This is a genomic window from Ensifer adhaerens, assembly GCF_002940685.1.
Lineage (GTDB): Bacteria > Pseudomonadota > Alphaproteobacteria > Rhizobiales > Rhizobiaceae > Ensifer > Ensifer adhaerens_E.
Genome location: NZ_PNFP01000003.1, coordinates 228,803 through 254,457, shown reverse-complemented (window position 1 = coordinate 254,457; position 25,655 = coordinate 228,803). Strand labels below are relative to the sequence as shown.

At 63.7% G+C, this 25,655-nt stretch carries 19 protein-coding genes; 6 read left to right on the top strand and 13 right to left on the bottom strand.

Features of this window, described 5'->3' with window-relative positions; translation table 11 throughout:
- Nucleotides 1-35: 35 nt before the first annotated feature.
- The 4 genes from C1A35_RS07230 to C1A35_RS07215 form a co-directional block, all read right to left on the bottom strand.
- Nucleotides 36-1,055, bottom strand: coding sequence for a sulfate/molybdate ABC transporter ATP-binding protein (locus C1A35_RS07230; RefSeq protein WP_104663671.1), 1,020 nt, complete (start codon nucleotides 1,053-1,055; stop codon nucleotides 36-38).
- Complete coding sequence (cysW, locus tag C1A35_RS07225) at nucleotides 1,052-1,930, bottom strand: sulfate ABC transporter permease subunit CysW (protein ID WP_104663670.1); 879 nt, start codon at nucleotides 1,928-1,930, stop codon at nucleotides 1,052-1,054. The genes C1A35_RS07230 and cysW overlap by 4 nt, the downstream gene beginning before the upstream one ends.
- Before the next feature lie 2 nt (nucleotides 1,931-1,932).
- Nucleotides 1,933-2,754, bottom strand: coding sequence for a sulfate ABC transporter permease subunit CysT (gene cysT, locus C1A35_RS07220; RefSeq protein ID WP_104663669.1), 822 nt, complete (start codon nucleotides 2,752-2,754; stop codon nucleotides 1,933-1,935).
- 84 nt (nucleotides 2,755-2,838) lie between these two features.
- Nucleotides 2,839-3,825: a sulfate ABC transporter substrate-binding protein gene (locus C1A35_RS07215; protein ID WP_104663668.1), complete on the bottom strand. Its 987-nt coding sequence runs from the start codon at nucleotides 3,823-3,825 to the stop codon at nucleotides 2,839-2,841.
- A gap of 381 nt (nucleotides 3,826-4,206) precedes the next feature.
- Between C1A35_RS07215 and C1A35_RS07210 the strand changes: the two genes are divergently transcribed.
- Together C1A35_RS07210 and C1A35_RS07205 are read left to right on the top strand one after the other, a co-directional pair.
- Nucleotides 4,207-4,659: a hypothetical protein gene (locus C1A35_RS07210; protein ID WP_104663667.1), complete on the top strand. Its 453-nt coding sequence runs from the start codon at nucleotides 4,207-4,209 to the stop codon at nucleotides 4,657-4,659.
- A 37-nt stretch (nucleotides 4,660-4,696) separates the two neighbouring features.
- Entirely contained in the window at nucleotides 4,697-5,143 is a 447-nt protein-coding gene (locus C1A35_RS07205; RefSeq protein WP_104663666.1) for an MEKHLA domain-containing protein, read from the top strand.
- A gap of 30 nt (nucleotides 5,144-5,173) precedes the next feature.
- Here the strand turns inward: C1A35_RS07205 and C1A35_RS07200 are convergent, their stop codons facing one another.
- From C1A35_RS07200 to C1A35_RS07185, 4 genes are all read right to left on the bottom strand, one after another.
- The gene (locus tag C1A35_RS07200; protein WP_104663665.1) at nucleotides 5,174-6,616 is read right to left on the bottom strand and encodes a TRAP transporter large permease; all 1,443 of its coding nucleotides are present in this window, start codon (nucleotides 6,614-6,616) and stop codon (nucleotides 5,174-5,176) included.
- Nucleotides 6,613-7,128: a TRAP transporter small permease gene (locus tag C1A35_RS07195; protein WP_158665010.1), complete on the bottom strand. Its 516-nt coding sequence runs from the start codon at nucleotides 7,126-7,128 to the stop codon at nucleotides 6,613-6,615. Before C1A35_RS07195 ends, C1A35_RS07200 begins: the two co-directional genes overlap by 4 nt.
- 74 nt (nucleotides 7,129-7,202) lie before the next feature.
- Complete coding sequence (locus C1A35_RS07190) at nucleotides 7,203-8,258, bottom strand: TRAP transporter substrate-binding protein (protein ID WP_104663663.1); 1,056 nt, start codon at nucleotides 8,256-8,258, stop codon at nucleotides 7,203-7,205.
- Between the two features lie 358 nt (nucleotides 8,259-8,616).
- A complete protein-coding gene (locus tag C1A35_RS07185) occupies nucleotides 8,617-14,328 on the bottom strand; it encodes an alpha/beta fold hydrolase (RefSeq protein WP_104663662.1) in 5,712 nt (1,903 codons plus the stop codon).
- A gap of 342 nt (nucleotides 14,329-14,670) precedes the next feature.
- Between C1A35_RS07185 and C1A35_RS07180 the strand changes: the two genes are divergently transcribed.
- The gene (locus C1A35_RS07180; protein ID WP_104663661.1) at nucleotides 14,671-18,660 is read left to right on the top strand and encodes an AAA family ATPase; all 3,990 of its coding nucleotides are present in this window, start codon (nucleotides 14,671-14,673) and stop codon (nucleotides 18,658-18,660) included.
- Nucleotides 18,661-18,760: 100 nt separating this feature from the next.
- Here C1A35_RS07180 and C1A35_RS07175 read toward each other — a convergent pair whose 3' ends face one another.
- The 4 genes from C1A35_RS07175 to C1A35_RS07160 all read right to left on the bottom strand — a co-directional run bounded on the left by C1A35_RS07175 (nucleotide 18,761) and on the right by C1A35_RS07160 (nucleotide 23,148).
- Nucleotides 18,761-19,273 (bottom strand): NUDIX hydrolase, encoded by a 513-nt coding sequence (locus C1A35_RS07175; protein ID WP_104663660.1) that lies wholly within the window; start codon nucleotides 19,271-19,273, stop codon nucleotides 18,761-18,763.
- Between the two features lie 251 nt (nucleotides 19,274-19,524).
- Complete coding sequence (locus C1A35_RS07170) at nucleotides 19,525-20,478, bottom strand: substrate-binding domain-containing protein (protein WP_104663659.1); 954 nt, start codon at nucleotides 20,476-20,478, stop codon at nucleotides 19,525-19,527.
- A gap of 63 nt (nucleotides 20,479-20,541) precedes the next feature.
- Entirely contained in the window at nucleotides 20,542-21,552 is a 1,011-nt protein-coding gene (locus C1A35_RS07165; protein ID WP_104663658.1) for an ABC transporter permease, read from the bottom strand.
- Nucleotides 21,553-21,621: 69 nt separating this feature from the next.
- On the bottom strand, nucleotides 21,622-23,148 hold the full coding sequence (locus C1A35_RS07160; RefSeq protein ID WP_104663657.1) for a sugar ABC transporter ATP-binding protein: 1,527 nt from the start codon (nucleotides 23,146-23,148) through the stop codon (nucleotides 21,622-21,624).
- A gap of 162 nt (nucleotides 23,149-23,310) precedes the next feature.
- Between C1A35_RS07160 and C1A35_RS07155 the strand changes: the two genes are divergently transcribed.
- Complete coding sequence (locus C1A35_RS07155; RefSeq protein WP_104663656.1) at nucleotides 23,311-24,333, top strand: LacI family DNA-binding transcriptional regulator; 1,023 nt, start codon at nucleotides 23,311-23,313, stop codon at nucleotides 24,331-24,333.
- Nucleotides 24,334-24,515: 182 nt separating this feature from the next.
- Here C1A35_RS07155 and C1A35_RS07150 read toward each other — a convergent pair whose 3' ends face one another.
- A complete protein-coding gene (locus C1A35_RS07150; protein WP_104663655.1) occupies nucleotides 24,516-24,890 on the bottom strand; it encodes a winged helix-turn-helix transcriptional regulator in 375 nt (124 codons plus the stop codon).
- Nucleotides 24,891-25,027: 137 nt separating this feature from the next.
- Between C1A35_RS07150 and C1A35_RS37055 the strand changes: the two genes are divergently transcribed.
- Together C1A35_RS37055 and C1A35_RS07145 are read left to right on the top strand one after the other, a co-directional pair.
- Nucleotides 25,028-25,159, top strand: coding sequence for a hypothetical protein (locus C1A35_RS37055; RefSeq protein ID WP_272939255.1), 132 nt, complete (start codon nucleotides 25,028-25,030; stop codon nucleotides 25,157-25,159).
- A 14-nt stretch (nucleotides 25,160-25,173) separates the two neighbouring features.
- Complete coding sequence (locus tag C1A35_RS07145) at nucleotides 25,174-25,608, top strand: GFA family protein (RefSeq protein ID WP_440271507.1); 435 nt, start codon at nucleotides 25,174-25,176, stop codon at nucleotides 25,606-25,608.
- The last annotated feature ends 47 nt before the right edge of the window (nucleotides 25,609-25,655 follow it).

The window sequence follows — 25,655 nt, the reverse complement described above, 5'->3', positions numbered from 1 at the left end:
AGTTGCCGGGCGCCATCGATGCCTGCGACCGGACGTCAGGCCGCAAACACCGTCGCGCGGCGCAACGTCACGTAGCCCGTATCGCCGGCCTTCACGGCCCGCTCCGGTTCCAGGTCCAGCTCGAGAGGCACGCCGCTCCCGGTGGTCGCGATCACCCGGCGACCACCGGGGCGGTCCATCACGCGGGCGATGCTGGCTGGAATTCCGGGCCCGCTGGCCGCCCAATCGAGATCGACAGGGCGGGCATAGAGCTCGGCCTTGCCGTCGGCGATCCCGGAGACCTCGATCACCGCGCCATCGACATGGGCGCGGCCGTCGCGCACCTCGGCGGGAAGCATGTTGGCGTCACCCAGGAACTTCATGACGAAGGCCGACTTCGGCTCGCGGCAGACTTCTTCCGGCGTTCCCTGCTGGACGATATGGCCATCCTTCAGGATCACGACGCGATCGGCGAGGTCCAGGGCCTCCTCCTGGTCATGGGTGACGAACAGCGTGGTGATGCCGAGCTTCGTATGGATCTCGCGGAGCCAGCGGCGAAGCTCGCGCCGCACATTGGCGTCGAGCGCGCCGAAGGGCTCGTCGAGCAAAAGCACCTTGGGATCGACCGCAAGCGCGCGGGCAAGCGCGACGCGCTGGCGCTGACCGCCGGAGATCTGTGCCGGAAACCGTTCGCCGAGCCCTTCGAGGCGCACCAGGTGCAAGAGTTCGGCGACCCGCGTTTGAATGGCCGCCTTGTCCCGCTTCACTTTTGACACCTCCATGCCGAAGGCAATGTTCTGCGCCACGGTCATATGCGGGAAAAGTGCATAGTGCTGGAACACGAAGCCGACGCCGCGATCGCGCACCGGGATGTCGGTCGCATCCTGGTCGCCGAAGTAGATGTGACCGCCATCGGCGAATTCGAGACCCGCGACCATGCGCAATATGGTGGTCTTGCCCGAGCCGGAGGGCCCGAGCAGCGCAACAAGTTCGCCGCTTTCGATCTCGAGCGAAACGTCCTTGACGGCACGGAAGGTTTGGAAAGTCTTGACGACATGGTCAAGGCGGATCTTCATGATGCATTCTCCGCGGGATTGGCGGCTGGGCGGACGCGGCCCGCCCCCTGGCGCTCCAGGGCGACCTTGGCGATGATGGTGAAAACGGCGATGAGCGCCAGAATGGAAGCCGACGCAAAAGCGCCCGCCGCCTGGTAATCGTGGTAGAGCAGCTCGATATGGAGCGGCAGCGTGTTGGTCTGGCCGCGGATGTTGCCCGAGACGACCGAAACCGCGCCGAACTCACCCATCACCCGCGCATTGCAAAGCACGACGCCGTAGAGCAGCGCCCATTTGATGTTCGGCAAGGTCACCGAAAAGAACGTGCGCCAGCCGGAGGCGCCGAGCGAGGTCGCGGCCTCCTCGAGGTCGCGCCCCTGGGCCTGCATCAGCGGGATCAGTTCGCGGGCGACGAACGGTGCGGTGACGAACATCGAGGCAAGGATGATGCCGGGGATGGCGAACAGGATCTTGATACCGTAGGCGTCGAGCGTCGGACCGAACAGGCCCTGGAGGCCGTAGACGAAGAGGTAGGCGACACCGGCAACGATGGGCGAGACCGAGAACGGGATCTCGATCACGACAAGCAGGAAGCCCTTGCCACGGAAATCGAACTTGGTGATCGCCCACGCAGCAGCAACGCCAAAGGCGGTGTTGACAGGAACGGCGATCAGAGCGGCCAGTACGGTCAGCATGATCGCGTGCCGCGTGTCGGGATGCAGGATCGTGTCGCGATAAACCTGCCAGCCCTTGGAGAAGGCTTCGACGCCGATAATCAGCAGCGGTGCGAGGATGAGCAGCGCGCCGAGCGTCAGCACGATGCCGATCAGGGCGCGGCGGAAGAAGGGGCCATCGCCGACCCGCGGCAGCGTGCGTGCGGTTTTCTTGAAACTCATGGTCAGGACCTCCGCGTGTAGCGCAACGCCCGCGCCTGTAGCCAGTTGGTCACCGCGAGCATGAGGAAGGCCGTGAGCAACAGGACGGACGCGATCGCGGCGGCCGCCTGATAGTCGTACTCCTCCAGCCGGATGAAGATCAGCAGTGCTGTGATCTCTGTCGACATCGGCTGGTTGCCGGCGATGAAGATGATTGCGCCGAACTCGCCGAGCGAGCGGGCAAACGACAGCGAAACGCCGGCGAGAAGCGCCGGTGTCAGCAACGGCAGGATGACCTTGCGGAAGATCGCGAAATCCGAACCGCCGAGCGACTGCGCCGCCTCCTCCAACGCCGGATCGAGATCCTCCAGCACCGGCTGCACCGTTCGCACGATGAAGGGCAGCGAGGTGAAGCACATGGCGATCATGATGCCGAGCGGGGTATAGGCCACCTTGATGCCGTAGCTGTCGAGGATCGAGCCGAACACGCCGTTGGTGGTGAAGAGTGCCGTCAGCGAAATGCCGGCAACCGCCGTCGGCAAGGCGAACGGCAGGTCGACCATGGCGTCGACGATGCGGCGCCCCGGAAAGCGATAACGCACCAGCACCCAGGCGAGCGCCAGGCCGAAGAAGAGGTTGAAGAGGGTGGCGCCAAGGGCTGCCAGCACAGTGACCCGATAGCTGGCGAGGGCGCGCGACGAGGTGACGATCTGCCAGTAGTCTTGCGGCCCGAGGCTCGCCGCCTTGAATACGAGGGCCGCCAGGGGCAGGACGACGATCAGGCTCACATAGAGCAGCGTCACCCCCAGCGACAGGCGTAACCCGGGCAGGACATTGCGTCTCAAGCGTTCATTTCCTTGTCATGTCATGGTGAAACCCGGCAGACGGGTTCGTCTGCCGGGCTGACTGATTGTGGGGTCGTGTGGCGATCAGCGGCTGCCGTAGAGCTTGTCCAGGATGCCGCCGGACGCAAAGTGCTCGCTCTGGATCTTGCTCCATCCGCCATAGACATCATCGACATTGACGAGGCGAATGGCCGGAAACTGATCCTTGAACTCGCCGGCGACCTTTTCATTGCGGACGCGGTGGCCGAATTCGGCGGCGATGCGCTGGCCTTCTTCCGTATAGAGGAAGTCGAGATAGGTCTTGGCGAGCGCCTGCGTGCCGTGCTTCTCGGCGACCTTGTCGACGACCGCGACCGGGAACTCGGCAAGCAGGCTGACCGAAGGAATGACGGCCTCGACCTTGTCGGCGCCATACTGCTTGGCGATGCTGCGGGTTTCCGCCTCGAACGTGATCAGGACGTCGCCGGTTTCGCGCTCGACGAAGGTGGTCGTGGAGGCGCGGCCGCCGGTGTCGAAGACCGGAACGTTGTCGAAGATCTTGGTGATATAGGCTTCGATCTTCGCCTCGTCGCCCTCATAGGCCTCCTTGGCCCAGGCATAGGCTGCGAGATAGGTGTAGCGCGCGTTACCCGAGGTCTTCGGATTGGGGAAGACGGCATGGACATCGTCACGGGCGAGATCGGACCAGTCCTTGATGTTCTTCGGGTTGCCCTTGCGCACCAGGAAGGACGGGAAGGAATAGAACGGCGAGGCATTGTTCGGGAAGGCCTTCGCCCAATCCTTGGAAACAAAGCCGTTCTTGGCGAGGAACTCGATATCGGTGGTCTGGTTGAAGGTCACGACATCCGCTTCGAGACCTTCGAGGATCGAACGCGCCTGCTTGGACGTGCCGGCATGCGACTGGTCGATCGTCACGCCCGGATGCTGCTTGATGAAGGCCTCGTTCTCGGCAACGAAGAGTTCGCGCGAAACGTCGTAGGAGGCGTTGAGAAGCTTCGTCGGCTCCTGTGCCAGCGCAGGGGTCACAAAATACGCGGCAAGAGTGGCGCCGAGAATGAGGAGGCGTTTCATGCGGATCTCCGGTGTTGATGCTGCCTCAGAACCTATCGGCCGGCGTGTGGGAGCGCGAGGGAACGCGGACCCTGGTTGTGCCAAGCCTTAGAAATTTCGTCTCGTTTCCCCGCAGTTTCGCAACGTTTTTGCCTCATCTTTCCCAAGGCAACCAATAGCTTACAGTCAGGGACCGAAGCGTCAGGGCTCGTGCGGGCCTTGCACCCATTGCGGGATGTCTCGCTTGGCATGCAAAACGCGCCACACGATTTGGTCGGCCCGCGCGGAGGCCGTACCATCGAGCAACGACCGGCGCAGATTGAGCCGATCCGGCATTCTGGGGACTAGATACATCCTTGGCGCTTTGACTAGATAGGCGTTCAAGGCAAGGTTGGCGATTCGATGACGATATACTTCAAGGCAGGAATTTCCGATGAAACGGCGCTCGGGATGATCGAGCGGTGTTTCTCCGATGCGAACGACTATGACGGCTATCTCGACATTTTTGCCGACTACACCGAAAAGACCGTCTCGTGGAGCAAGGGCAGATCCGTCGAGGAGTTCAAGGACCAGATCACCGAGGCGTTGCGCGCGGCCTGGGAAGCTTCTCCCTTCTGGCAGGTCTACGAGCGCCGCGAAGAGCGGGACGACGCCGGCACCAACGAAATTCGAAGGGCAGCGATCGCCCTGACCCGCACTTATGGCGGCGTGGTCGTCATCACGCTCAGCCTGCTTGGCAGGCGCAGTAGCGCAAACGACCTGGAACTGGTGTTCGTCTGCTTCCAGGAAGATGCCCAGCGCCGGAACTTTCGCGTTCGCTATGACGGAAAATTCATCCCCGCCCTGAGTGCCTGAGGCGTGGTCCAACGGCGGTACATGGAGGCGACGGGCGATGACAACCGAGCATGACGCCGAGGACGCCTTCGCCCTGATCGTCACAAGTTTCCGCCAGGTGACGGGCAGAGAGCTGGTCGATCATCCGATCGATAGCAGATGGCTCTACGAGAGCGCGCCCTTTGCGCTGCTTGCGCACGACCGGTCGGAGGACCCTCGTTTCTTCTACGCGAACAGAACGGCCCAGGCCTGCTTCGGCTATGACTGGCAGGAGTTCGTCGGGATGCCGTCGCGCCTCTCGGCCGAGGCGCCGGACCGCGCGGAACGCCAGCGCCTTCTCGACAGCGTCGCCGCCAAAGGGTTCATCGACAATTATCGCGGCCTCCGGATCGCAAAGTCCGGCCGCCGGTTCTGGATCGAGGACGCGACGGTCTGGCAACTCATCAGCGCCAACGGCGAACATGCCGGCCAGGCCGCCATGTTCCACAGTTGGAAGGACCAGTAAGCCACGCCGGACCGACGGGACCTTCGAGCCTCAATTCAACAGCCGGACGAGCGCCAGCGCGACGCCAGGCAAGAGCGTGACGATAGCCAGCCTGATCAGGTCGGCGACGACGAATGGCATCACGCCGCGATAGGTCTGCATGATCGGAACGTCGGAGGCGAGCTTGTTGATGATGAAAACGTTGAGGCCGATCGGCGGGGCCGAAAGACCGATGCCGACGACGATGAGGACGAGGATGCCGAACCAGATGGCCACGTCCTCGGTCGGCATGCCCAGGTCCAGCGTCAGGATGATCGGGATGAAGACGGGCAGCGTCAGCAGGATCATCGCCAGTTCGTCCATGACGGCGCCGAGCACCAGGTAGGTGACGAGCATCCCGCAGATGACGACATAGGGCGGCAAGCCCGATTGTCCGACCATCGATGCCAGTGTCGCCGGCATCTGGGTCAAGGCCAGAAACGCGCCAAAGACCTCCGCACCGAGCAGGATCAGGAAGATCATCCCGCTGGTTTCTGCCGTCTGCAGCAGGGCGTTCTTCAGGGCCGAAAGGCTCAGCGTCCTTTGCAGGAGCCCGATCACCAGCGTTACCGCGGCGCCGACCGCAGCCCCTTCCGTCGGCGTGAACACCTCGCCATAAATACCGCCGACAACGGTAACCGCGACCGCCGCGGCCGGGACGATGGCGAAATCCGCCGCCAGCAGAAGCACGCCGAAAATCACCAGCAATATGCCGCCGACGGTCCCGAGCGAACCCAGCAACCAGCCGGCAGCACCACCGGCAAGAATGGCCAGTCCTGCGGGTCTTGCCCAGAGCGGACGGGGTGTCGGTGCGACTTCGGTCGCCGTCACCGGCGGCGCGAGATCGGGTTTGCGCCGGACGACGACTGCGATCGCGATGAGATAGAAGGCTGCCGCGAGCAGTCCCGGCACCAAGGCGGCCTGAAACAACTTGGCGATGTTCTGTTCGGCAGTGATCGCGTAGATCACCAGGATGACGGATGGGGGAATGAGGATGCCGAGTGTACCGCCGGCAGCAATCGTCCCCGTACCGAGGCCGGCATCGACCCGCGCCCGGCGCAGTTCCGGCAGGGCCGCGCGGCCGAAGGTCGCCGTGGTCGCGACCGACGAACCGCAGATCGCGCCGAAGCCGGTGCAGGCGGCGATGACCGCCATCGGCATCCCGCCCTTGAACCGTCCAAAGCCCCGCTCGGCGACGCGAAACAGCGTTGCCGCGATGCCGGACTGCTCGGCAAGCGCGCCCATCAGGATGAACAGCGGTATGACGGAAAGCGTGTAGCTGGCAAACTGGCTGTAGGTGTTGGTCTGCAGGTAGTAGATCAGCGCATGCGGGCCGGAGAGATAGGCATAACCGGCAGCCCCCACCGCGAGCATCGCAAGGGCGATCGGCATCCGGATGGCGATCAGCAGCAGCATGGCTGCGAAGCCAACGAAAGCAATGGCAAAACCGCTCATCGGTCGCCTCCGATCTTGAGCAGGGAAACAGACAACCCGATGAGGGATGCGAGCGCCGCCAGCGCGGCGCAGATCAGGTAGACAGGCCAGATCGGCCAGGGCAGCTGGATGAGAGTCGTCCCGTATCCCCTCGCCTCCAGGCCGCCGGTGAACAGGCCCCAGGCAAAAAATGCCAGGCAACCGGCCAGCAGCAGGTCCCATAGGCCGTCGATGACCCTTGTGACCCGGGCGGGCAGAGCCAGCGTGAAGGTATCGACGGCGATGTGACCGTTGCGCGCCTGCGTATATCCGAGAAAGGAGAAGGCGGCGACCCCGACCGCCACCTCCACCAGTTCGTAGTCGGCCGGCACCGGCCGGTTGAAGAGCCAACGGCCGAGTACGCTGACGGTGACCAGTCCCGCCGCAAGGCAAAGAAGCGTGCCGCCGATCATTGCCATCCCCGCTGCGAGGCGCTCAACCTCGCGGCGGCGCGGCAGCTTGACCGCTTCCTCGTGTCCCACGTCGTCCATCATTGAGGCCTCGAGCTGTTGGTTCATGTGGTGGCGCGTTCAGACGCCGCGTTCGGGCGGATGGGGCGGTGGAGGTTTCAGGAGCCCGAATACTTCTGGATAAGCTCCTGCGCCGCGGCGATCAGCGCCTTGCCATCGAGACCCTTGGCCTGCATGTCCTCGATCCACTTGTCATGGACGGGCCTGGTCGCCTCCACCCACTTCGCCTTCTCGTCCTCGCTGATCGTGCTGATTGTTCCGGTTCCGGCCGCTTCGATCGCGGCGCGCACCTCGGCACCGACGCTGTCCCACATTTCACCGGCCTTCTTGGCGAAGGCCATGCCGCTATTGGCATCCAGCACGGCCTTCAGGTCGGCCGGCAAGCCGTCATACTTGCTCTTGTTCATCGCCAGGAAGAAGGTTGCGGTATAGAGCGTCGGCGAACCCGGGATCTCGGTATGGAACTTGGTGAGCTCGTTCACCTTGATCGAGGGAACGACTTCCCAGGGGATGACGCAGCCGTCGATCGACCGTTGGGCCAGCGCCTCCGGCACCTGCGGAATGGGCATGCCGACCGGCGTCGCCCCCAGCGCCGCCAGCGCTTCACCGGCAAGGCGGGTCGGATTGCGCAGTTTCAGCCCGGCGAGATCCGCGCCGGTCTTCACTTCCTTGTTGGTATGGATCAGGCCCTGATCGTGCGCCCAGAAGCACAGGAGCTGCGTCTCGCCGGTTTCCTTCAGCACGTGCGTCTGGCCATATTCCTGGCAGGCCTGTGCATTGACCGTGGCCTCTTTTGCCGCCACGAACGGCAGTTCGAACACTTCCGTGGATGGGAAACGTCCGGGCGTGTTGCCGGGCAAGGTCCAAACGATATCGACGACGCCGTTGGACGCCTGATCGTAGAGCTGGGGCGGCTTTCCGCCGAGCTGCATGGCCGGGAAGATGTCGACCTTCAGCGCACCGCCGCTCTGCTCCGCCAGCGTTTTCGCCCATGGCGTCAGCAGCCGCTGATGAACGTTGGACGCCGGTGGCAGGAAATGGTGCAGCTTCAGCGTCACCGTTTCCTGGGCACGCGCCACGCCCATCTTCAGAACGAAGGGTGCGGCAAGAAATGCACCGCCAGTCTTCATCAAGTTCCGTCTGCTCAGTTTCATAAGTTCCTCCCTGTCGACCCCATGTTTGTGCTCGAAGAGCATCGCATGCACGCGCCGGACCCTTCACTTCAAATGAAGGTTATCCGGTCGGCAGACCTCCCCGGTCGCTTGAAGCTTCCCTTCGCTCTTCATCGGGAAACTTCAATCCATTAACATGTTAAGTTTATTTTGAACCGACTGTCAAGCGACGACAAGGGGCTGCGCGACCGTGTGGATTCGACGCTGCGAAATGCTGTGACGGACGTCCTGAAATATGCCTTTGCGTCGGGTTCAAGGCTTACATGACCGCAAGCCCCCGGCGCTTCGGTCACGACTGCCTGACGGCTATGCCTTGACCGTCTTGCGTGCGACGATTGGGTCAGAGCACGAGCGTCTGCACGGCCCCGGCATACTCGCAGTCGAGCTTCCAATCGCCCGCGTCCTGCCGGACGCGAAGGTACGTTGCGCCATCTCTGGGAGCGGGGCGCGTCGCTTCGACGACGCAGCGATAGCGTTTGCCCATGTAGTCGAACTCGAAGGTTTCCTGCTCGACGATGTCCTCGTCGATCCCGTTTGCGAAGGGATAGGGCGCGTACATCGCGGCGGTATGGATCGAATGAACGGTCGTGAGCGGTGTGTGGTCCAGCTCCGTCAGCTGCGCGGTCGCGACGCAGCCGCGATGCTCGTCACCGGAGAGGAACACGACATGCCTGATCTTTCCGGCGGCGATGACGCCGAGAACATCGCGCAGGCTGTTCGGATAGCCATCCCAACCGTCGGAATGCAGCGCACTCAGATTGTCCGGACTGAGACTGGCGTCGCGTTGGACTGCCCGCCTGTGGCGCGGCAGGAACATCGCCGGCGACGCGATGAATTTGGGGCCGACCTTTCCAAGCCACGTCTCCAGCCGACTGAACGTCTCGCCGTTGCCCGCCTTGAACAGGGTTGCATTGGCGAGCCCGGCGCCGATCTTGCGGTGCGATCTTTGGCTTCGGGTGTCGAGCAGGAAGAAATGCAAGCCCTCGTAGTCGAACTCCTCCAGGCTCTTCAACAGCCCGCGCTGATATTTTTCATAGGCCTCAAGGCCGTACTTCTTCAGATCGGCGTTCGACCCGATATCGTTCGGAGACGCAAGCGGCTCCCAGTTGTCGCCGATCTCGTGGTCGTCGAGCAGCATGAACGATGGCATGCGTCGCAAGACCTCGCGCACGCTGCGTTCGCGCAGCCACGCCTCGTAGGGGAGACGGTACCTGTCATCGTTGGCGGCCGGATCATAGAGCCCCGCGGTCGGATCCACATAGACCTGGTCGCCGACGAAGAGTGCGAATTTTGGCTGGATCCCCGCGCCCGCCCCTATTCTGCCGGCGACGTCCGCATAGGAGCGATAGGCGACTTTGCCGTCGATGAAGCCGGCTGGATACTGGCATGACGCCAGGATGAAGCTGGTATCGCCGGACGCCGGTTGGCCCTGCGGCGAATCGTAGGGGATGACGCCGTCCATCAGCGCCCGGTCCTGCTCGACCAGATTTTCGAGCGCGGACTCGCCCATCAGGAAATTCAGCGTCATTGCGGATGCGGCAGTCGTTCCTGTCGCCGGACCGGCGTCAACCGTGAGGTTTGTCGTTGGGGTCATGTCCTTGAAGACGAGCCGGTTCGGCGCCAGTTTCGAACCCTTGCCCGGATTGATGTCGGGTCGGGGCGCATTCATTGTCCGGGAGACCGCGCTGGAAATCCGCTCGAAACGCCTAAAGGGAAGCGCTTCCAGTATTTTTTCCGGATTGGCGTTCGATGCGAGCGGAAATGCCTCGTAGACGATGCCTTCCTTGGCAAGCGCGTAGTATTCGGCCTCTATGGCGCCGGGCGGGGCCAGAAAGGCATCCTCCGCGTAGGCGAGCAGGACGAGCAATGCGTTCCCGGGATAGTTCGGATCGTATCCCGGCATCGACGTGGGAAGCGGCGCCTTGAATGCATCCCAGCCAATGTCGCGCAGAGCGGGTGACCAATAGACCATCATGTGGCTGAGGACGTAGGGCAGATCCCAGGGCTGGCCGTCCGGGCGCAGGAGGTCGTCGCCATTCAGCTGGACGCGCAGCATGATCACGCCCTCGGTCTGGCGGATCGACGGCAGCGCGCCGAGGCGGATGATCAGTTCACCATTCTCCTCCGTGATGATGGGACCGATCCAGGGCGGGTAGGCCGTCATCTCGGTGTCTGCGGCCACGGGCTGTCGCTGGATGTTCTGGTTGAGGAACGCCTCGATCTTCTGCAAGCTCGCGTGGCGGGTCGTGCCGACCAGTGCGTCCTGATGGCCGGCTCCCGGATTGAGATAGGGTTCCAGATAAACGCGGCCGGCGTCGTCAAAGATGCGGCGCATGCGATCGACGGTGGCCGGATCCGTGAGACCGTTGGCCGACCCATGCACGCTGAACGTCGGGAAAGGCCAAAGCGTTTCCAGTTTGGTTCGCGCAACCAGTGTGTTTTGGCCCTTGTAGTTCGTGAGCATCGCGTTGCGCACGAAGTGAACCGTCGTGGAAACCGTGTTGAGGCTGAGCGCGCCGAAATGCTCGTTGATGAAACGCAGCATTTCCGGCTCCATGTTCGCGACGTTGAAATCCCGACCGTAAAGGGCGTCCATCCGGTGCCGGGTCCGTGTCCACGGCGTTCGCTTCCAGGGCCAGACCGGATTTTCGACGTCGAACTCTTCCACCGGATAGGGAAGCGTGGACAGCACGCGGTCCCAGAGATCGTCGGCGAGCGTTGGTTTCTCCGGGTTGAAGCTGTAGCTGTCCGGCAGGAAGCCGAGAAGATAACGCACGACATAGGCGCGGAAGATGTTGGCTGGCGTGAAGACCACCAGCGGTCCGACCTGCGTGAAGGCCACCCGGTCGACGAGATCGGTGATCTTGCCTTCCAGCGCCGCGATGCTGAAAACCATCGTGCCCATGCAATGCGCGATGACGTCGAGCTTCGGCGCGCCGGTCTGCGTCGAGATCGTCTTCAACACCAGGGGCACGTCTTCCTTGCCGATTTCGTCGAAGCTCCAGGCGGCGCTGGCGGTCGGGTGCGCCGGGCTGGTCCTGAGGTCGGCGATCCAGACGTCGCGCCCCGTCTTCCAGAAATGGCTGGCGAAGTTCGGATCGACGGCGTGGTGAGCAAAGGTCGTGCCGCCGGCGCTGTATCCGTGGATCATCACCAGCGGCCGCTTCGTCGTTCCCGGATAGGGGTAGCGGGTCAGCAGGATCTTTCCAAGAACCGGCGGCCCGCCGAGTTGAGGCTTCGTCGTGCCGACGACGAGCGTCTGCCGCTGTGCGGCGACCGTACCACCGGGAACTTTCAGCTGCGCGGGAGGGCGAAAGTCCACGACGTCGTTTGCCGGATCCTTGTCCTTGTCCGGCGCGCGGAAGCTCCAGATGTGCATGCCCAAGAGGAGCCGAAGGAAATATCCGAGGAAGGTCAGGAGCGCCCCGATCGCGGCAACGCCATCGCGCTGCTCCGTCATGCGGAAAAGCGGTACCCCGATGCGGGCGAGATAGTCGAGGTCAAGCGTCAGCACGCCGCCACCGGTTGCCTCCGCCCCCGGAAACTGCTCCAGCGCCACTTCCATCAGCTGACGCCAGGGGTTGGAGCGCCGGTCATAGGTGAAGCGCTTTGTGCCGACGATCCGGTCGCCCGCAAGCGCGATGCCGCCGGTAATCGGGTCGGGCGCACCGATTTTCAGATCATAGACGAAGGCGCGGATCTCGCCGGACCGGCTGGCGATAGCAAGGCCCGACCGGACGCGTTCGAAAAAGCCGGGGCCACCGTCGCCGTCAACGACCGCCTGATAGCTGTCACGCAGGCCGCGGTTCAGCACCCAGGCCTTGCCGGCACGCCATATCCTGCCGCCAACCCAGCTCGACTGGCGCTCAAGGACGCGCAGGCTACCGGTCAAGGGTGCGGTAAAGATGGCGATCGCCTCGAGCTTCTGCTCCTTCAGCCCGGCAGGCGCCCATGTCTTGTGCAGATTTTCCCACTGATCCGCAGGGAAAATGCGGATCATGCTGCGGGCGAGCGGCACCGTGGCATCGGACGCAACCTTAAGGATACCATCGCCGCCATTGCTTGGAGCCAGATCGATAAGCGCCTTCGGCTCGAAACGTAGCGTGAGCTCGACAATCCTGGTTTCGGCTGGCGCCCCCCCGGATGAAAACCTGACCCGGCCGACAAGGCGCTCGATGATCTCTGCGTCGGCATCGGGAGCGGACGCAGCGACATCGGTTTCGCGAAACACCGGGCGGACCGAGGGCAGCTCAGGAGCCGCAGGGGCCGTAGAGGCTGCAGTGGCTGGGACGGCATAGCTCCACTCTGCCGCAAGCGCCTCCGAGGCGCGCAAGGCCACCGCCGCGATCGTCAGCGCCGGGTTGGTGCCAAGCGCCGTCGGGATGATCGAGCCGTCGAGGACCACGAGACCCCCGTGAAAATCGAGCGGCGCATCCGATTTGAAGACACGTCCCAGATGATCGACGACGCCGGTCGCCCCGCTGTTGCCCATCACGCATCCGCCGAGCGGGTGCACGGTCGTCAGTGGACCGCGCTTGTTCTGCAGCAGCCAGTTCAAACCAACCGGCAGGAGCTTCCATACGGGATTGGCAATGATGCGTCCGCCCGTATTTCTGGTCAGTCGTGCCAATGCCTCGACCTCGGCGTCGAACACCGGCAGGGACGGCAGATCGTCCCAGTGCATCCGCGCGATGCCGTCGTTGCTCTCCGACGCCGTTCCGTCGAGCTCCAGGCGGCCGGCAGCCCCGTCATCTGCCATGACCGCATAGACGGCGGAATGTTCGATCCGGCCGGTCGGCACCACATAGGCATCATCTGTCGGAAAGCCCTTTGCATGCATTGACCAGTCGATCCGGTCGAGGCCGTGCAGGGTGTTCAGCGTTGCAAAGATCTCGGTGAAGGCCACCCGCAGGCTGGCCGGAACGGAGAGTTCCTCGATCAGAACGCCCGCCGTTTTTCTGAGATCGATGACGCCGGTGATCGTCGGGCCGATGGCACGCTTCGACGGCTGCAAGGTCTCGTCCGAGACGGTGTTGACCGGGTTCGATGTGGCATAGTCCGTCACCAGCATGTCACCGTTGGTGGAACAATGATTGCCGAGATGGAGGGAAAGAGCGAGCCCGGCGGCCTGCGAGCGCTTCAGGATTTCGAATGAGCCGAGCGTGCCCGCCGCCAGCACGACCTTGCCGGCGCGCACCTGCAGAACCTCGCCGTCGCGGGCGCGCAGGGCCGCATCGGTGTAGACGCAATTGACGATCCAGTTGCCAACGTCCTTTTCGATGCTGAGCACGGTCGCCCCGCTGAAGATCTCCGCCTTTTTGCGCAAGGCGGTCACGAGCAGGTTGACGTCGAGTGAGTTCTTGGCGCCGAAATTGCAGCCCGTCGCGCAGTCGCCGCAGCGCACGCATTTGTTGAGCTTGACGTTTCCCGAACTCTCCGTGTCCGTCATCGCGACGGTGATCGCGGCCTCGCGGAAGCCGGACGGCGCAATGTTGCGGAAGGACTTGTGTTTCTGCGGAAGGCCGTCGGGATGTTTCGAGATGCTGTTCGCAACGCCGTTTTTCGCGCCGCCCAGAAGCTCGCATGCGCGGTCGAAATACTGCCGCCAGGTGGTGAGATCCTTGAGGTCGTCGGGCCAGCGCGACTGAAATACCTTGGCGTCGGGAACTTCCATGACCCCGGCATTGATCAGCGAACCGCCGCCGACACCGTTCGCAACCACAGTGACGACCTCCGGGCCGATGCGCACGTCGACCAGACCTTCCTTGTTGCGATCGCGACGGATATGGCGGGGCAATTCGCCGAGGCCCGTTGGAAACGAGCCGGGCAGATACTCCTTTCCGCGCTCGAGCACCCCTACCTTGACCGTGCCGGTTCCATTCGTGCGTCCGGCCAAGGTGGCGGCCGCGATTGCGCCGCCATAGCCGCTGCCGACGATGAGAACGTCAAAGTGGAGTGCTGCCGGCGCTTTTCGAACCCGGTCGACCAGCGTTTCGAAACCTTTGGATATCCAGGCCGTGTGAGAGTCGCTGTCGAAGTCAGCGCCGACCATTGCCGCCTCCCTGGAACCGGTGCTGCGGGGGTGGGTATCCGTAGTTCCACTCGGGCATAACGCTCTCCATAAGATGCGTCTGACGCCTGAACTCGGTGTGCGAGCCGCGGTGGCTCATGTCTTTCGGTGAATCCCAAAAAGGACATCGACATCCGGGAAGAATGCAAAAAGTCCGAAACTTGCGCGGTTTCCGCCACTGCCGGTATCTCGAAGCCGGCTGCCCTCTTAGCGATTGCTAAATAATATGCGAGAGTCAGCAAATCGGCGAGGGATAAATGCACTTCTGCGCGAAGAATGCCCCTGTTTCGCGCAGTTCGTGATCAATCACCGCGCGAAGGAAACATGGAGACGATCGCAAAATCGCTCGAAGGTTTTTTGCCGCTGAACCTGCTCGGCCGGCTTTACGGCGCTCACGGAGAGCGACCGGCGGCGGTAGAGTTTCCGGCCGCGGTGATCTTTGTCGACGTTTCGCGCTACACGGCCCTCGTCGAGCAATTGGCGAGACGCGGCAAGGAAGGCCTCGTGCAGATCCCGAAACTGCTAGGTCTTTCCTATGCGCGTTGCGCGGATCATATCTGCGACCGGGGCGGCGAAGTCCTCTGTTTTGCGGGCGACTCGCTTCTTGGCTATTGGCCAGCGGACGAAACGGGCCTGGCGAGCGCGGTCAAATGTGCGGCCGAGTGCGCGGAAGCGATCTGCGTGGAGAGCCGCGAGCGGCGAGATCCGGGCGCGGGCGAAATCGGGCCCACCCTGCATATCGGCATTGGCGCCGGGCAGCTCTGGGCGGCGGCCATCGGCGGCCAGCCGGTCTGGAACCTGGTCGCCGGGGGCGATGCGGTCGTTCAGGCCGCGAGCGCGCAGGTGCTTGCCCATCGCTGGGAGGTCGTCCTGTCGCCGGAGGCGGCGAAGGCCCTTGGCGACGGTGGCGGAGAGATACGCGCGCCGGTCGCTACACAACCGCATCCGCAAATCGCCGACGAATGGCTCGTCGCATTCCTGCCGATGCAGCTTCAGGAGCTGCTGGTCGCCTCGCCGACGGCTTCGATCAGCGAGCCCCCGGCCACAAAAGCCGATGTCCATCGCGATGCGAGGCTGGACACGCTTGCAGAGATCAGGCCGGTGTCGGTCGTGTTCGTGCGGATCATCGGTCTCCAGCACCAGGACGCCGAAGCGCTCGGCCGGCACCAGGACCTCTGCGCAACGCTTCAGGCGATTTCACACCGCTGCGGCGGCCCGCCGGGCGAGCTCCTGTTCGACGACAAGGGGCTCGTCTACCTCTGCGTTTTCGGGACCCGCGGGACGTTTCACCGCGACGACCCCGCCCGTGCCGTGGACGCGGCCCGCGCGATCGGTCGCCACATCACGGATATGGGGCTCGCCGTGTCGGTCGGCGTGGCGACGGGCGACGCCCTGTTTCGCGTCGTCGGCAGTGCCCGCCGCCGACAGCTGATGGTTCTCGGCACGCCGGTCAATCGCGCCGCACGCCTCGTTATGACAGCCTCCAGTGACGTGCTGTGCGATGCGCCGACCGAGAGGGCAAGCCGGGCGTCCTTCGATTTTGAACGGCGCGGAACCGTCCAACTGGCGGGGCTTGGCGACGTGGCGCCCGTCTATCGCCCGCTTGAGCCGCGGCCGCGGGCCCTGCCTGCGGCAACGCTGATTGGACGCGAGCGTGAACTCGCCTTTCTGCAGCATGTATTCGAGGAGACCCTTGGCGGTTCGAGCCGTCTCGTCGTCATTCTGGGCGAGCCGGGCATCGGCAAGAGCAGGCTGGCGGCCACCTTCACCGACAATCTTCACGCTGCCGGCATCGCCATCGCCATAACGCTCGCCGAACGGGACGACCGCAGAAGCTCGCTTCTGGCATGGCGGCGCGTCCTTGAAACGCTTTTGGGACTGCCCGTCGAAAGCGATGGCCTCATCCTGCTCGAAAGTATCACCGCGCGCATCCGCACGGCGCCGTGGATCGCCGACCGCCTTCCCCTCCTCAACGATCTTCTGGCGATCGAGATCGAGCAGAACGAGGGGACGCGCCATCTGGAAGGCGCCCATCGCGCCGATGCGACGATGCGCCTCCTCGGCGATATTCTCGGGGTCTTGGCGCCCCGGCCCTTTGCCCTCGTGCTCGAAGACAGCCAGTGGCTGGATTCCGCCTCATTGCGCCTCGTCGACTGGGTGCTCGGTGCCGTTCCCTCACTGATGCTCGTGCTTTGCGTGCGCTCCGAAGAGGTCCCCGAGGACCTGAAGCAACTTAGGCGACGGGTCGAGGCGGGGACCGAGGCGGAGGAGCCGGCGCGACGCTACCGCTTCCTCGAGCTGGAAGAGCTCGACGACGGCACCGTTTGCGAACTCGTTTCGCGCACCCTCGGGGAGGTGCCGCCGCAACAGGACCTTGCGCGTCGGATCGCCGTCCTTGCCGGAGGCAATCCCTTCTTTGCCGAGGAGATTGCCCTCACGCTGAAGAGCGAGGGCCTCATCGCGGTGCGCGACGGCCTCTGGCGCTCGATCCGTCCGCTTGAGGATCTCCAGTATTTCGAGGGCGTCGAACGGGTCATCCGGGAGCGGGTGGATCGCCTGGACCCGATATCGCAGGATGTGATCAAGGCCGCTGCCGTCATCGGACGCTCCTTCGCCTTCGCCGAACTGGAGGCGCTGCTGAAGGACGAGCTGAACGCGGAAGGCCTCGCATCCGCCGTCGAACGGCTCGTCGATGCCCATCTGGTGCGCCGGCTCAGCCAGGCCGGAAACTACGAGTTTCGCCATGACCAGACGCGCGACGTGGTCTACGGATCGATGCCCGGCGACCTGCGCAGCCGCCTTCACGCTTCGCTCGCCCACTGGCTGGAGCGCACACGCATCGAGGCCATGGGCGGCGACCTCGCGGTTCTCGTCCAGCATTTCGAGGCGGCGGAGAACAAGGAGAAGGTCGTAAAATATGCGGACCTGGCCGCCGCCAGGGCCCTGCAGGTCGGCGCCTTCAGGGAAGTCGAGTCCTTTCTCGGCATTTGCATGGCGCACGAACCGAAGCCGCAGGACTGGACGCCCGAGCAGCGGCTGCAGGCGGTTCGCTGGCGGCGCAAGCTGGCGGAAGCGCACTACAGTCGCGGCGATATTCACGCACAGGGTATTGCCGTCAGGAACGCGCTGAAGGCGGCTGGCCAGCCGGTTCCCGTTTCCTCGTCCGCGACCCTTTTGCGCCTTGCTGCCGGCGGCCTGCGGCTGGCGGCACAGCAGGTGCTGCCGGACAAGGCGAAGCTTGCCCGCCGCGACGACCGGTTGTCCTGGGAGAGAGAGATGGCGCGTTGCCTGAACCAGGCGGCGCTGGTCGATTACTTCGAGCTGCGCTTCACCCGTGGCATGTGCAACCTCATCGGCGCGGTGACACGCGCGGAGCGGACCGGGCGGACGACCGAAATGGCCGTTGCCGCCTCGCAGCTCGGCTGCGGCTTCGGGATGATGGGCTGGCGGTCGGGATGCGGGTATTTCATGGAGAGGGCGGAGCGGATCGCGACCGAGCTCGCAGACACCGCCATCCATGCGCATGTCTGCAATCTCGACGCTCTGTGGCAGCTCGGGCGCGGAGAATGGCCGGGAGTGGACGCCCGGCTCGAGCAGGGCCAGCAGTTTTGCCTTCGAGCAGGCGATCAATTGCGGTGGTGCAACGCCCAGGGCATGCGCTTCTGGTCGCTCTATTATCGCGGCGAGCAGGCCGCTCTCGAACCGACGACGATCGCCCTTCTGTCCCGTGCACAGAATGCCGGCAACATCCAGCAGGAGATCTGGGCGTTGCGGTGCAAGGCGCTCTGCGTGCTGCACACGGATCAACCGCGCGAGGCCGTCGACATTCTCCGGCTGATCGGCTCGGCCATGCTCGGCTCGGTCGATCTTGCCGCACAGATCTCGGCAAAGGGCGCGCTTGCGCTCGCCCTGGCGCGCACCGGGCGGCATGCCGAGAGCGTCCAGGCGGCCGCCGAAACGTTGCAACTGGTGAAATTGATGCGACGGCCATCGTCCCACAGCACCTTGGTCGGTATCTCCGGCGCGGCCGAAGTCTTCCTGCGCGGCCGCGAGGCCGGCCTCGCCACCGCCTATGAGGAATGGCCGCACTGGGAGGGCCAGGCGCTGCGGGAGCTCAAACGTTATGCCCGGGTCTTTCCGATCGGCGGGCCACAACTTGCGCTGTGGTCGGGTGTATCGCTCTGGCTGGAGGGAAAGGAAGCGGCTGCCATGTCCGTCTGGAAGGAGGGCATGGCGGCCGCGCAACGCCTCAGCCTTCGGCGGGACGAGGCCATGATCGCCGCCGAATTGCGCCGCAGACGGGACCGGCTCTAAAGCGGGTCGCGCAAAAGTGCGCAGCGGTCTTGCGATGACGACATGTGATAAATCAAATATTTAAAGCGCACCGAGCGAATCTGAAAGATCGCGACGCGCTTTAGGGACAGGCGAGGCGGACGGAGTTCTCGAGATCGCAGTCTGCAAGCCCACCCAGGTGCTCCGCAAGAAGCATCCGGAGACCAGGCTGCCCCACAAGTGACGGTGCGAGGGATACCGGCACCCACTGTATCGTCCGCGCACCCTTTTCCGGATAGTCAGCCGCCATCGAAGCAACGGCGATCAGGTGGACCTGGACGTGATAGACGGCGGCCTTGCCGATCTTGCTGTAGGTGAACCCGCCGATTTCGTCCTTCAGCGCCGTTCCGATGACGCCGGCCTCTTCGAACGCTTCCCGGGCGGCGGCGGCAGCCGTGTCCTCGCCGCATTCCAGGTGCCCCTTGGGAATACCCCAGAGCCCGGTGGTGCGGCCGGAAATCAGCAGCACCTCGAAGCAATTCCCGCCGCTTTCCCTGCGAAAGCAGATTGCGCCGGCCTGATTGACGGTGACCGGCGCTGCTTCGGAAACGGCGATCGCGTCAGATGACAGACGTGACACAGTGGTTGTTTGCATCATCGTTCACATGTTGAACTGGCTGGAGGCGAAGGGAAGGTCGGGTGCCTGTGTGACAGTTCTATGACGAGTGCGGGCGAAATTCAACAGGATGCTAATGCAATCGGACAGCCGGAGGGACGACAGTCGTCCCGGCATCGTGTCGGGCCCGATGGACCCGCGTTGCAGAGGGATCCGGCGGCCGGCCCGGCCCTTCCGTGACGGTTGATGACGGCCCGAAAACGGTGGGCCGCCATCGCATCAGATCTGGATCAGAACGGAGAATCCGGGAAGTAGAAGTCCTTGGCGTTGTCCTTGGTCACGAGCGTCGCGTCGATCGTGTAGATGCCACGGACCGGGACCTGGCCGTAGAAGTTGGCGACGGTCATTTCGAGCGCCGTGCCGACCATCGCCGGCGGATAGAGCACGTCGACCGGGATCATCTTGTCGCCGTCCATGACCTTCTTGATCATTTCCTTCGAGCCCGCGCCGGCCACGACATACTGGATGTCGGTGCGCTTTGCCTGCTCGATCGCCTGCAGCACGCCGACGGCCATGTCGTCGTCCTGGCACCAGACAACGTCGATCTTCGGGTACTTGGTCAGGTAGTCCTGCATGACCTTGAAGGCATCGTCACGGTTCCAGTTGCCGTACTGGCGGTCGAGAACCTTGACCTTCGAGCCTTCGATGCCCTTGTCGAAACCGTCCTGCCGCTGCTGGTCGATCGGGATCGGCAGGCCGCGGATGACGACGACCTCAGCTTCGGGCGTGGTCGCCTTGATGTATTCGCCGGCGACCTGGCCGAGCGCCGGGTTATTGCCGGCGACATAGAGATCGCGCACGGAATTGTCGTTGACGCTCGGCGCCCGGTCGACCAGCGCGACGAAGGTCCCCTTGCCCTTCACTTCCTTGATGGCGTTGACCAGCGGATCGGGATCGGTCGGCAGGATGACGAGCGCATCGATGCCTTGCGTCTCCAGATCCTGGACGGCGTTGGCCTGGCTCGCCGGATCCGGTGAGGTCTTGACGATGACGTTGAGGCCCGGATTACGCTCCATCAGGAGCTTGGCGACGCGCTCGGCGTGGAAGACCACACCGGCCGTCCAGCCATGATCGGCGGCCGGGATCGACACACCGATCGTCACTTTCTTTTCCTCCTGCGCATGCGACACGCCGGCAAGGGCGGTCATGGCTGCGAGCGTCAGGCCGAATAGCTTGTTACGCATTAAGTTCCTCCCAAATATCAGGTCAGCCTGTTGCAGGCCGGGGGACCTGTGGACCCGGCCGTCTCACGATTTCCGCACCAGCGAGCGCTGGACGAGCATCGCAATGATGATGATCGCACCCTGGATGGCGCCGATCAGGTATTCGCTGATGAAGTTGGAGAGCAGCATGATGTTGCCGACCAGCTCGAGGATGAAGGCGCCGCAGATCGTTCCCCAGACGCGGCCCGCGCCGCCTTTGAGCGCCGTGCCGCCGACGACGACGGCGGTGATCGCCTGCAGCTCCCACAGGATGCCCGTTGTCGCAGACGTGGAGCCGAGGCGCGGCACATAGAGGAGAACGGCGACCGCCACGCACAGGCCCTGAATGACGAAGGCGACCGTGCGCACGCGGTTGACGGAGATGCCGGAATAGCGCGCGACGTCGCGATTGGAGCCGACGGCGACCACGTGGCGCCCATAGCGCGTCCGGTAGAGGATGAAGGCGGCAACGGCGGTCACCGCGAGGATGACGACGATCGGGACCGGCACGCCGGCGATCGTGCCGAAATAGGCGGGGCGATACATTTCCTGAAGCTCGGGCTCCTTGAGCGTGATCGCTCCGCCTTGCGAGAGCCATGTCGTCAGCCCGCGATAGATGCCCATCGTGCCGAGCGTCGCGATGAAGGGCTCGATCCGGCCGACCGTCGTGATCAGGCCGTTGGTGAGGCCACAGAGCGTGCCAGCAACGATGGCAAAGAGGATTGCCCCCAGAAGCATCAGCACCGGATCGGCAATGACGCCGGAATTCATGAACAGGATCATCAGGCTGGCGATGAAGGCCACCATGGCGCCAACCGACAGGTCGAGATCGCCCGAGGAGATCACGAAGGTCGCGCCGACCGCGATGATGGCGATGAAGGCGCTCCGGGTCGCGACATTGGCGAGGTTGTTGATGCTGATGAAGTTGGGATTGACCAGCGCGCCGACCAGGAGCAGCAACGCCAGCGCAACGAACGGCGCCACGGCTCTCAGATCGATGTCACGCCAGCTCCGGCGGCGGATGGCCTCCTGGCTGCCTTCCTGGTTCACGCTCATATCCAATCGAACCTCCGTCCCACCTGTCGGGAATCTTGTTGTGATTGCCGGCGCGCCAGCCGGCGCGACTCAGGCCGCCGCTTTCTTCTTCAGCCCTGCGGCGTAGCGCATGATCTCCTGCTCGGAGATCTCGTCGCCTTCGAGAACGCCGGCGATCTGGCCTTCCCGCATGACCGCCACGCGGCTGCACAGCCCGATGATCTCGGGCATTTCCGAGGAGACGACGATGATCGAGCGGCCGTCCCGCGCGAGCGCCGAGATGAAGTGATAGATCTGCTGCTTGGTGCCGACGTCGATGCCGCGGGTCGGCTCGTCGATGATGATGATGCTGGGATCGGTTTCCATGACCTTGGCGAGAAGCAGCTTCTGCTGATTGCCGCCGGACATGCGCCCGGCCACGATCTTGTCGTCCCGCACGCGGATGTCGAAGCGCCGGCGCGCCTTCACCAGCGCCGCCTCCTCGCTTGCGGGGTCGAGATAGCCGAGACGGCTGTGCCGGCCGAGCGACTGCAGCGTCAGGTTCGCCATCATGCCGGCATTGAGCAGCAGCCCCTTGGCCTTGCGATCCTTGGTCATGTAGGCGAGACCGGCCTTGTTGGCGGCATGGACGTCGCCGGCCGGGACGGGCTGGCCACGAACCAGCACCTCGCCGGCCGTGCGGGCACGCAACCCGACAATCGCTTCCATCAGCTCCGTCCGGCCGGAGCCGATCATGCCGGAAAAGCCGAGGATCTCACCGCGGCGCACCTCGAAACTCGCGTCGCGGACGTAGCCGGTCGATACGGCATCGACACGCAGCACCACCTCTTCGTCGACATCCGGCTCGTTCTTTGCGGCATAGAGGCTCGAGAGCTCGCGCCCGACCATCAGCTGGGCGATCGCCTCGCCGTCGAGCACGGAGGTCGGCGAGGTCTTGATCCATTGGCCGTCGCGCAGCACGGTCACGCGGTCGGTCAGCTCCATGACTTCGTCGAGCTTGTGCGACACGAAGACGAAACTCGTTCCCTTGTCGCGCAGCTTGCGCACGAGCCGGAACAGGAAGTTCGTCTCCTCACGCGACAGCACCGCCGTCGGCTCGTCCATGAAGACGACGCGCGCATCGCGACTGATCGCCTTGGCGATCTCGACCATCTGCTTTTCGGCAATCGAGAGAGAGCCGATCAACGCGTTCTCGTCGACATGGGAGCCCAAGAGATCGAGCACGCGACGGGTCTCGGCGCGCATGAACTTGCGGTCGAGCACGCCGAAGCGGGTTACCTCGCGGCCGAGAAACAGGCTTTCGGTGACGGTCAGATGTTCGGCGAGATTGAATTCCTGGTGGATGATGACGATACCGAGCGCTTCCGCAGCGCCATTGGCCGGCAGCTTCGTCGACTTGCCGTCGAACAGGATCTCGCCCGATGTCGGCTGCTCGAAGCCCGACAGGATCTTCACCAGCGTGGATTTGCCAGCCCCGTTCTCGCCCATGAGCGCATGAATTTCGCCCTGGCGCAGCTCGAAATCGACACTGAACAGGACCTGCACGCCGCTGAACGATTTGCTGATGCGGCGCGCGGACAAAACGACGGGAGCCCCGTCGACATGCTCCGTGGTCATTATCCCCTCCCTGCGGCCTCCACCGCTATTTCACTGATGTAAACCTTTACACTCGCCGATGTAAAGGTTTACATCATGATTGCCCGACAATTTTTTTGGCTTCTTCGTTTGACCGTCGGGCGAACCTGTGTAACGTCCTCGCAGCAGATTCCGAGGCCAAGCGTGTCCAATTCCCAGCCCGCAACCATCGAAGACGTCGCACGGATCGCCGAAGTGTCGATCGCGACCGTGTCGCGGGCCATTCACATGCCGGAGAAGGTTGCCAAATCCACCCGGCTGAAAGTCAATCAGGCGATCGCGATCACCGGCTACACGCCCAACGCGATGGCGCGCAGCCTGAGGCTCGGTCGCTCGAACATGATCCTCGTGGTCGCGCCCGATATCGGCGACCCGAATTTTTCCAGCATTCTTGTCGGTCTCGAAAACGAAGCGCGCGCGCACGGTTACGGCGTCCTGATCGGCCATACGCAGAACGACGCCCAGCGTGGCCTGGAATATCTGAAATTCTTCAATTCCAACCAGGCCGCGGGCATGATCCTGTTTACGGGCATCCTTCCTTTCGGCCACCAGACGTTGACGGCGAGGCTGCCGCCGACCGTCGGCGTCTTCGAGCCGGTGTTCAACGGCGGCATCCCCTATGTCGGGGTCGATGACGTCGAAGGTGCGCGCAAGGTCGTCGATCTCCTGATATCCGAAGGGCACCGGCGCATCGCCTTCATCGGCGATTCCCATACCCGCCTCGCCTACGCCCGGCGTCGATCCGGATACGAAGCCGGTCTCGCCGCGGCCGGGATTCCCCTGAACCGTCAGCTGATCCTCGAAGGCGACGGAACGGTGGAAAGCGGCAGGCTGGCGCTGGAACAGCTCTTCATGCGTGACGACCTTCCGACGGCCTTCATGTGCGTCAACGACCAGACCGCGCTTGGCGTGACGCTCGGCCTCAAGGCGCGCGGCTACGACATACCGCAGGACTTTTCCGTCACCGGCTTCGACGATGTGCCGCAGGCGGGTTTCATGTCCCCGTCGCTGACGACGATCCGCCAACCGCGCACCGCCATCGGCAAGCATGCGATGGCCTTGCTGCTTGAGCTGCTCTCGGACCGGGCTGCCTCCGAAACCGAAATCCTGTTGCGGCCGGACCTCGTTATCCGTAACTCCGTCGGCCCACCGCCGCTACGGCGATAGGGCAATATCTGGACGGATCAGCAAACAGCGGGCCAGGCTAGAAACTTCCGGTGCCAGGTCCGCACAATGACAGCGGATTGCGGTGGCCGTGTCCTTGGTCGCTACATCCGACAAGACGGATTTAAAACGCAGTCGACGCCGGGACGAAGGCCGGCACCACCATCTCGGGCGAGATTGAGATATCAGGCCTCGGCCAGAATAGGCGAACCGACGTCCCCTCTTCCGTCACCCTTCGAGGCGAGCCTCGCCTGATGCTCCTTGCCCCAGTTCGACAGGACTGTGACGGCCGCGTTCAGCGACTTGCCAGCTTCCGTCACCGAATATTCGACCCTCTGAACCGCGCCCGGGAAGACCTCACGGCGAACAAGGCAATCGGCTTCCATTTCGCGAAGCTGCTGGGTCAGGACCTTTTCACTGATGCCCGGAAGGAGCCGTCGCAACTCGCCGAAGCGGCGTGGCTCGACGTTGACCTCCCACAATATGAGCGTCTTCCATTTGCCGCCTATTGCGTTGAGCGCCGAAGCAAAGCCGCAATCGTCCTGCTGCAACCGTTTCACTCGCAATACTCCTTACGTCCGAGTTACCGCTTACTTTAAAGTGCGTAATTTACAGGCTCCGAAAACCGCTCCTATTAGACGGCAGCTTTGTCGGGGGGGCGGTGACCGCGCTCCCCAACCAATCGGAGTTGTCGTTCATGATCAATATAGGTGGTCTCGGCGCCGGGCGCATGGGGCCCGCAGTCGCCCGGGTGTTTTCGGACAAGGTTGAAGCCATCGCCGCACATCTGCGGCGCGACGTCTCGGCTGCTGGCAGGGCCGTGCGATGAGCACGAACGATCGCTTGCAACAAGATGGACGACCGCAGGACACGGAAGACGCCGGCAGGCGAACGGCAAGCTGTGCGTGCGGCGGTCTGAAAATGACCGTTACCGGTCCTCCTGCGCGCGTCTATGCCTGCGCCTGCCTGGAATGCCAGCGGGCAACGGGGTCCGGTTTCGGTTACCGCGCCCGATTTTCCAGGCAAGCCATCGCCAGCATAGAAGGCGAACGCCGGATATGGCGGCGCAACGGCAGCTCGGGACGCTGGGTGGACCAGACCTTCTGCCCGACATGTGGGACGCTCGTCTACATGGAGGCGGAAGCGCTTTCGGATGCGGTGGTGGTCTCGGTCGGGTGTTTTGCGGACCCGGAATTTCCGCCGCCGGCCGCCGTCTTCTGGGCCTCGCGCCGGCACACATGGTATGATCTGGCGGAGGGGATCGAGACATTCGGATAGGGCCGGCCTTCCGGCGCAAGCAAATGCCAGCGTTTGGCGTGCACCGA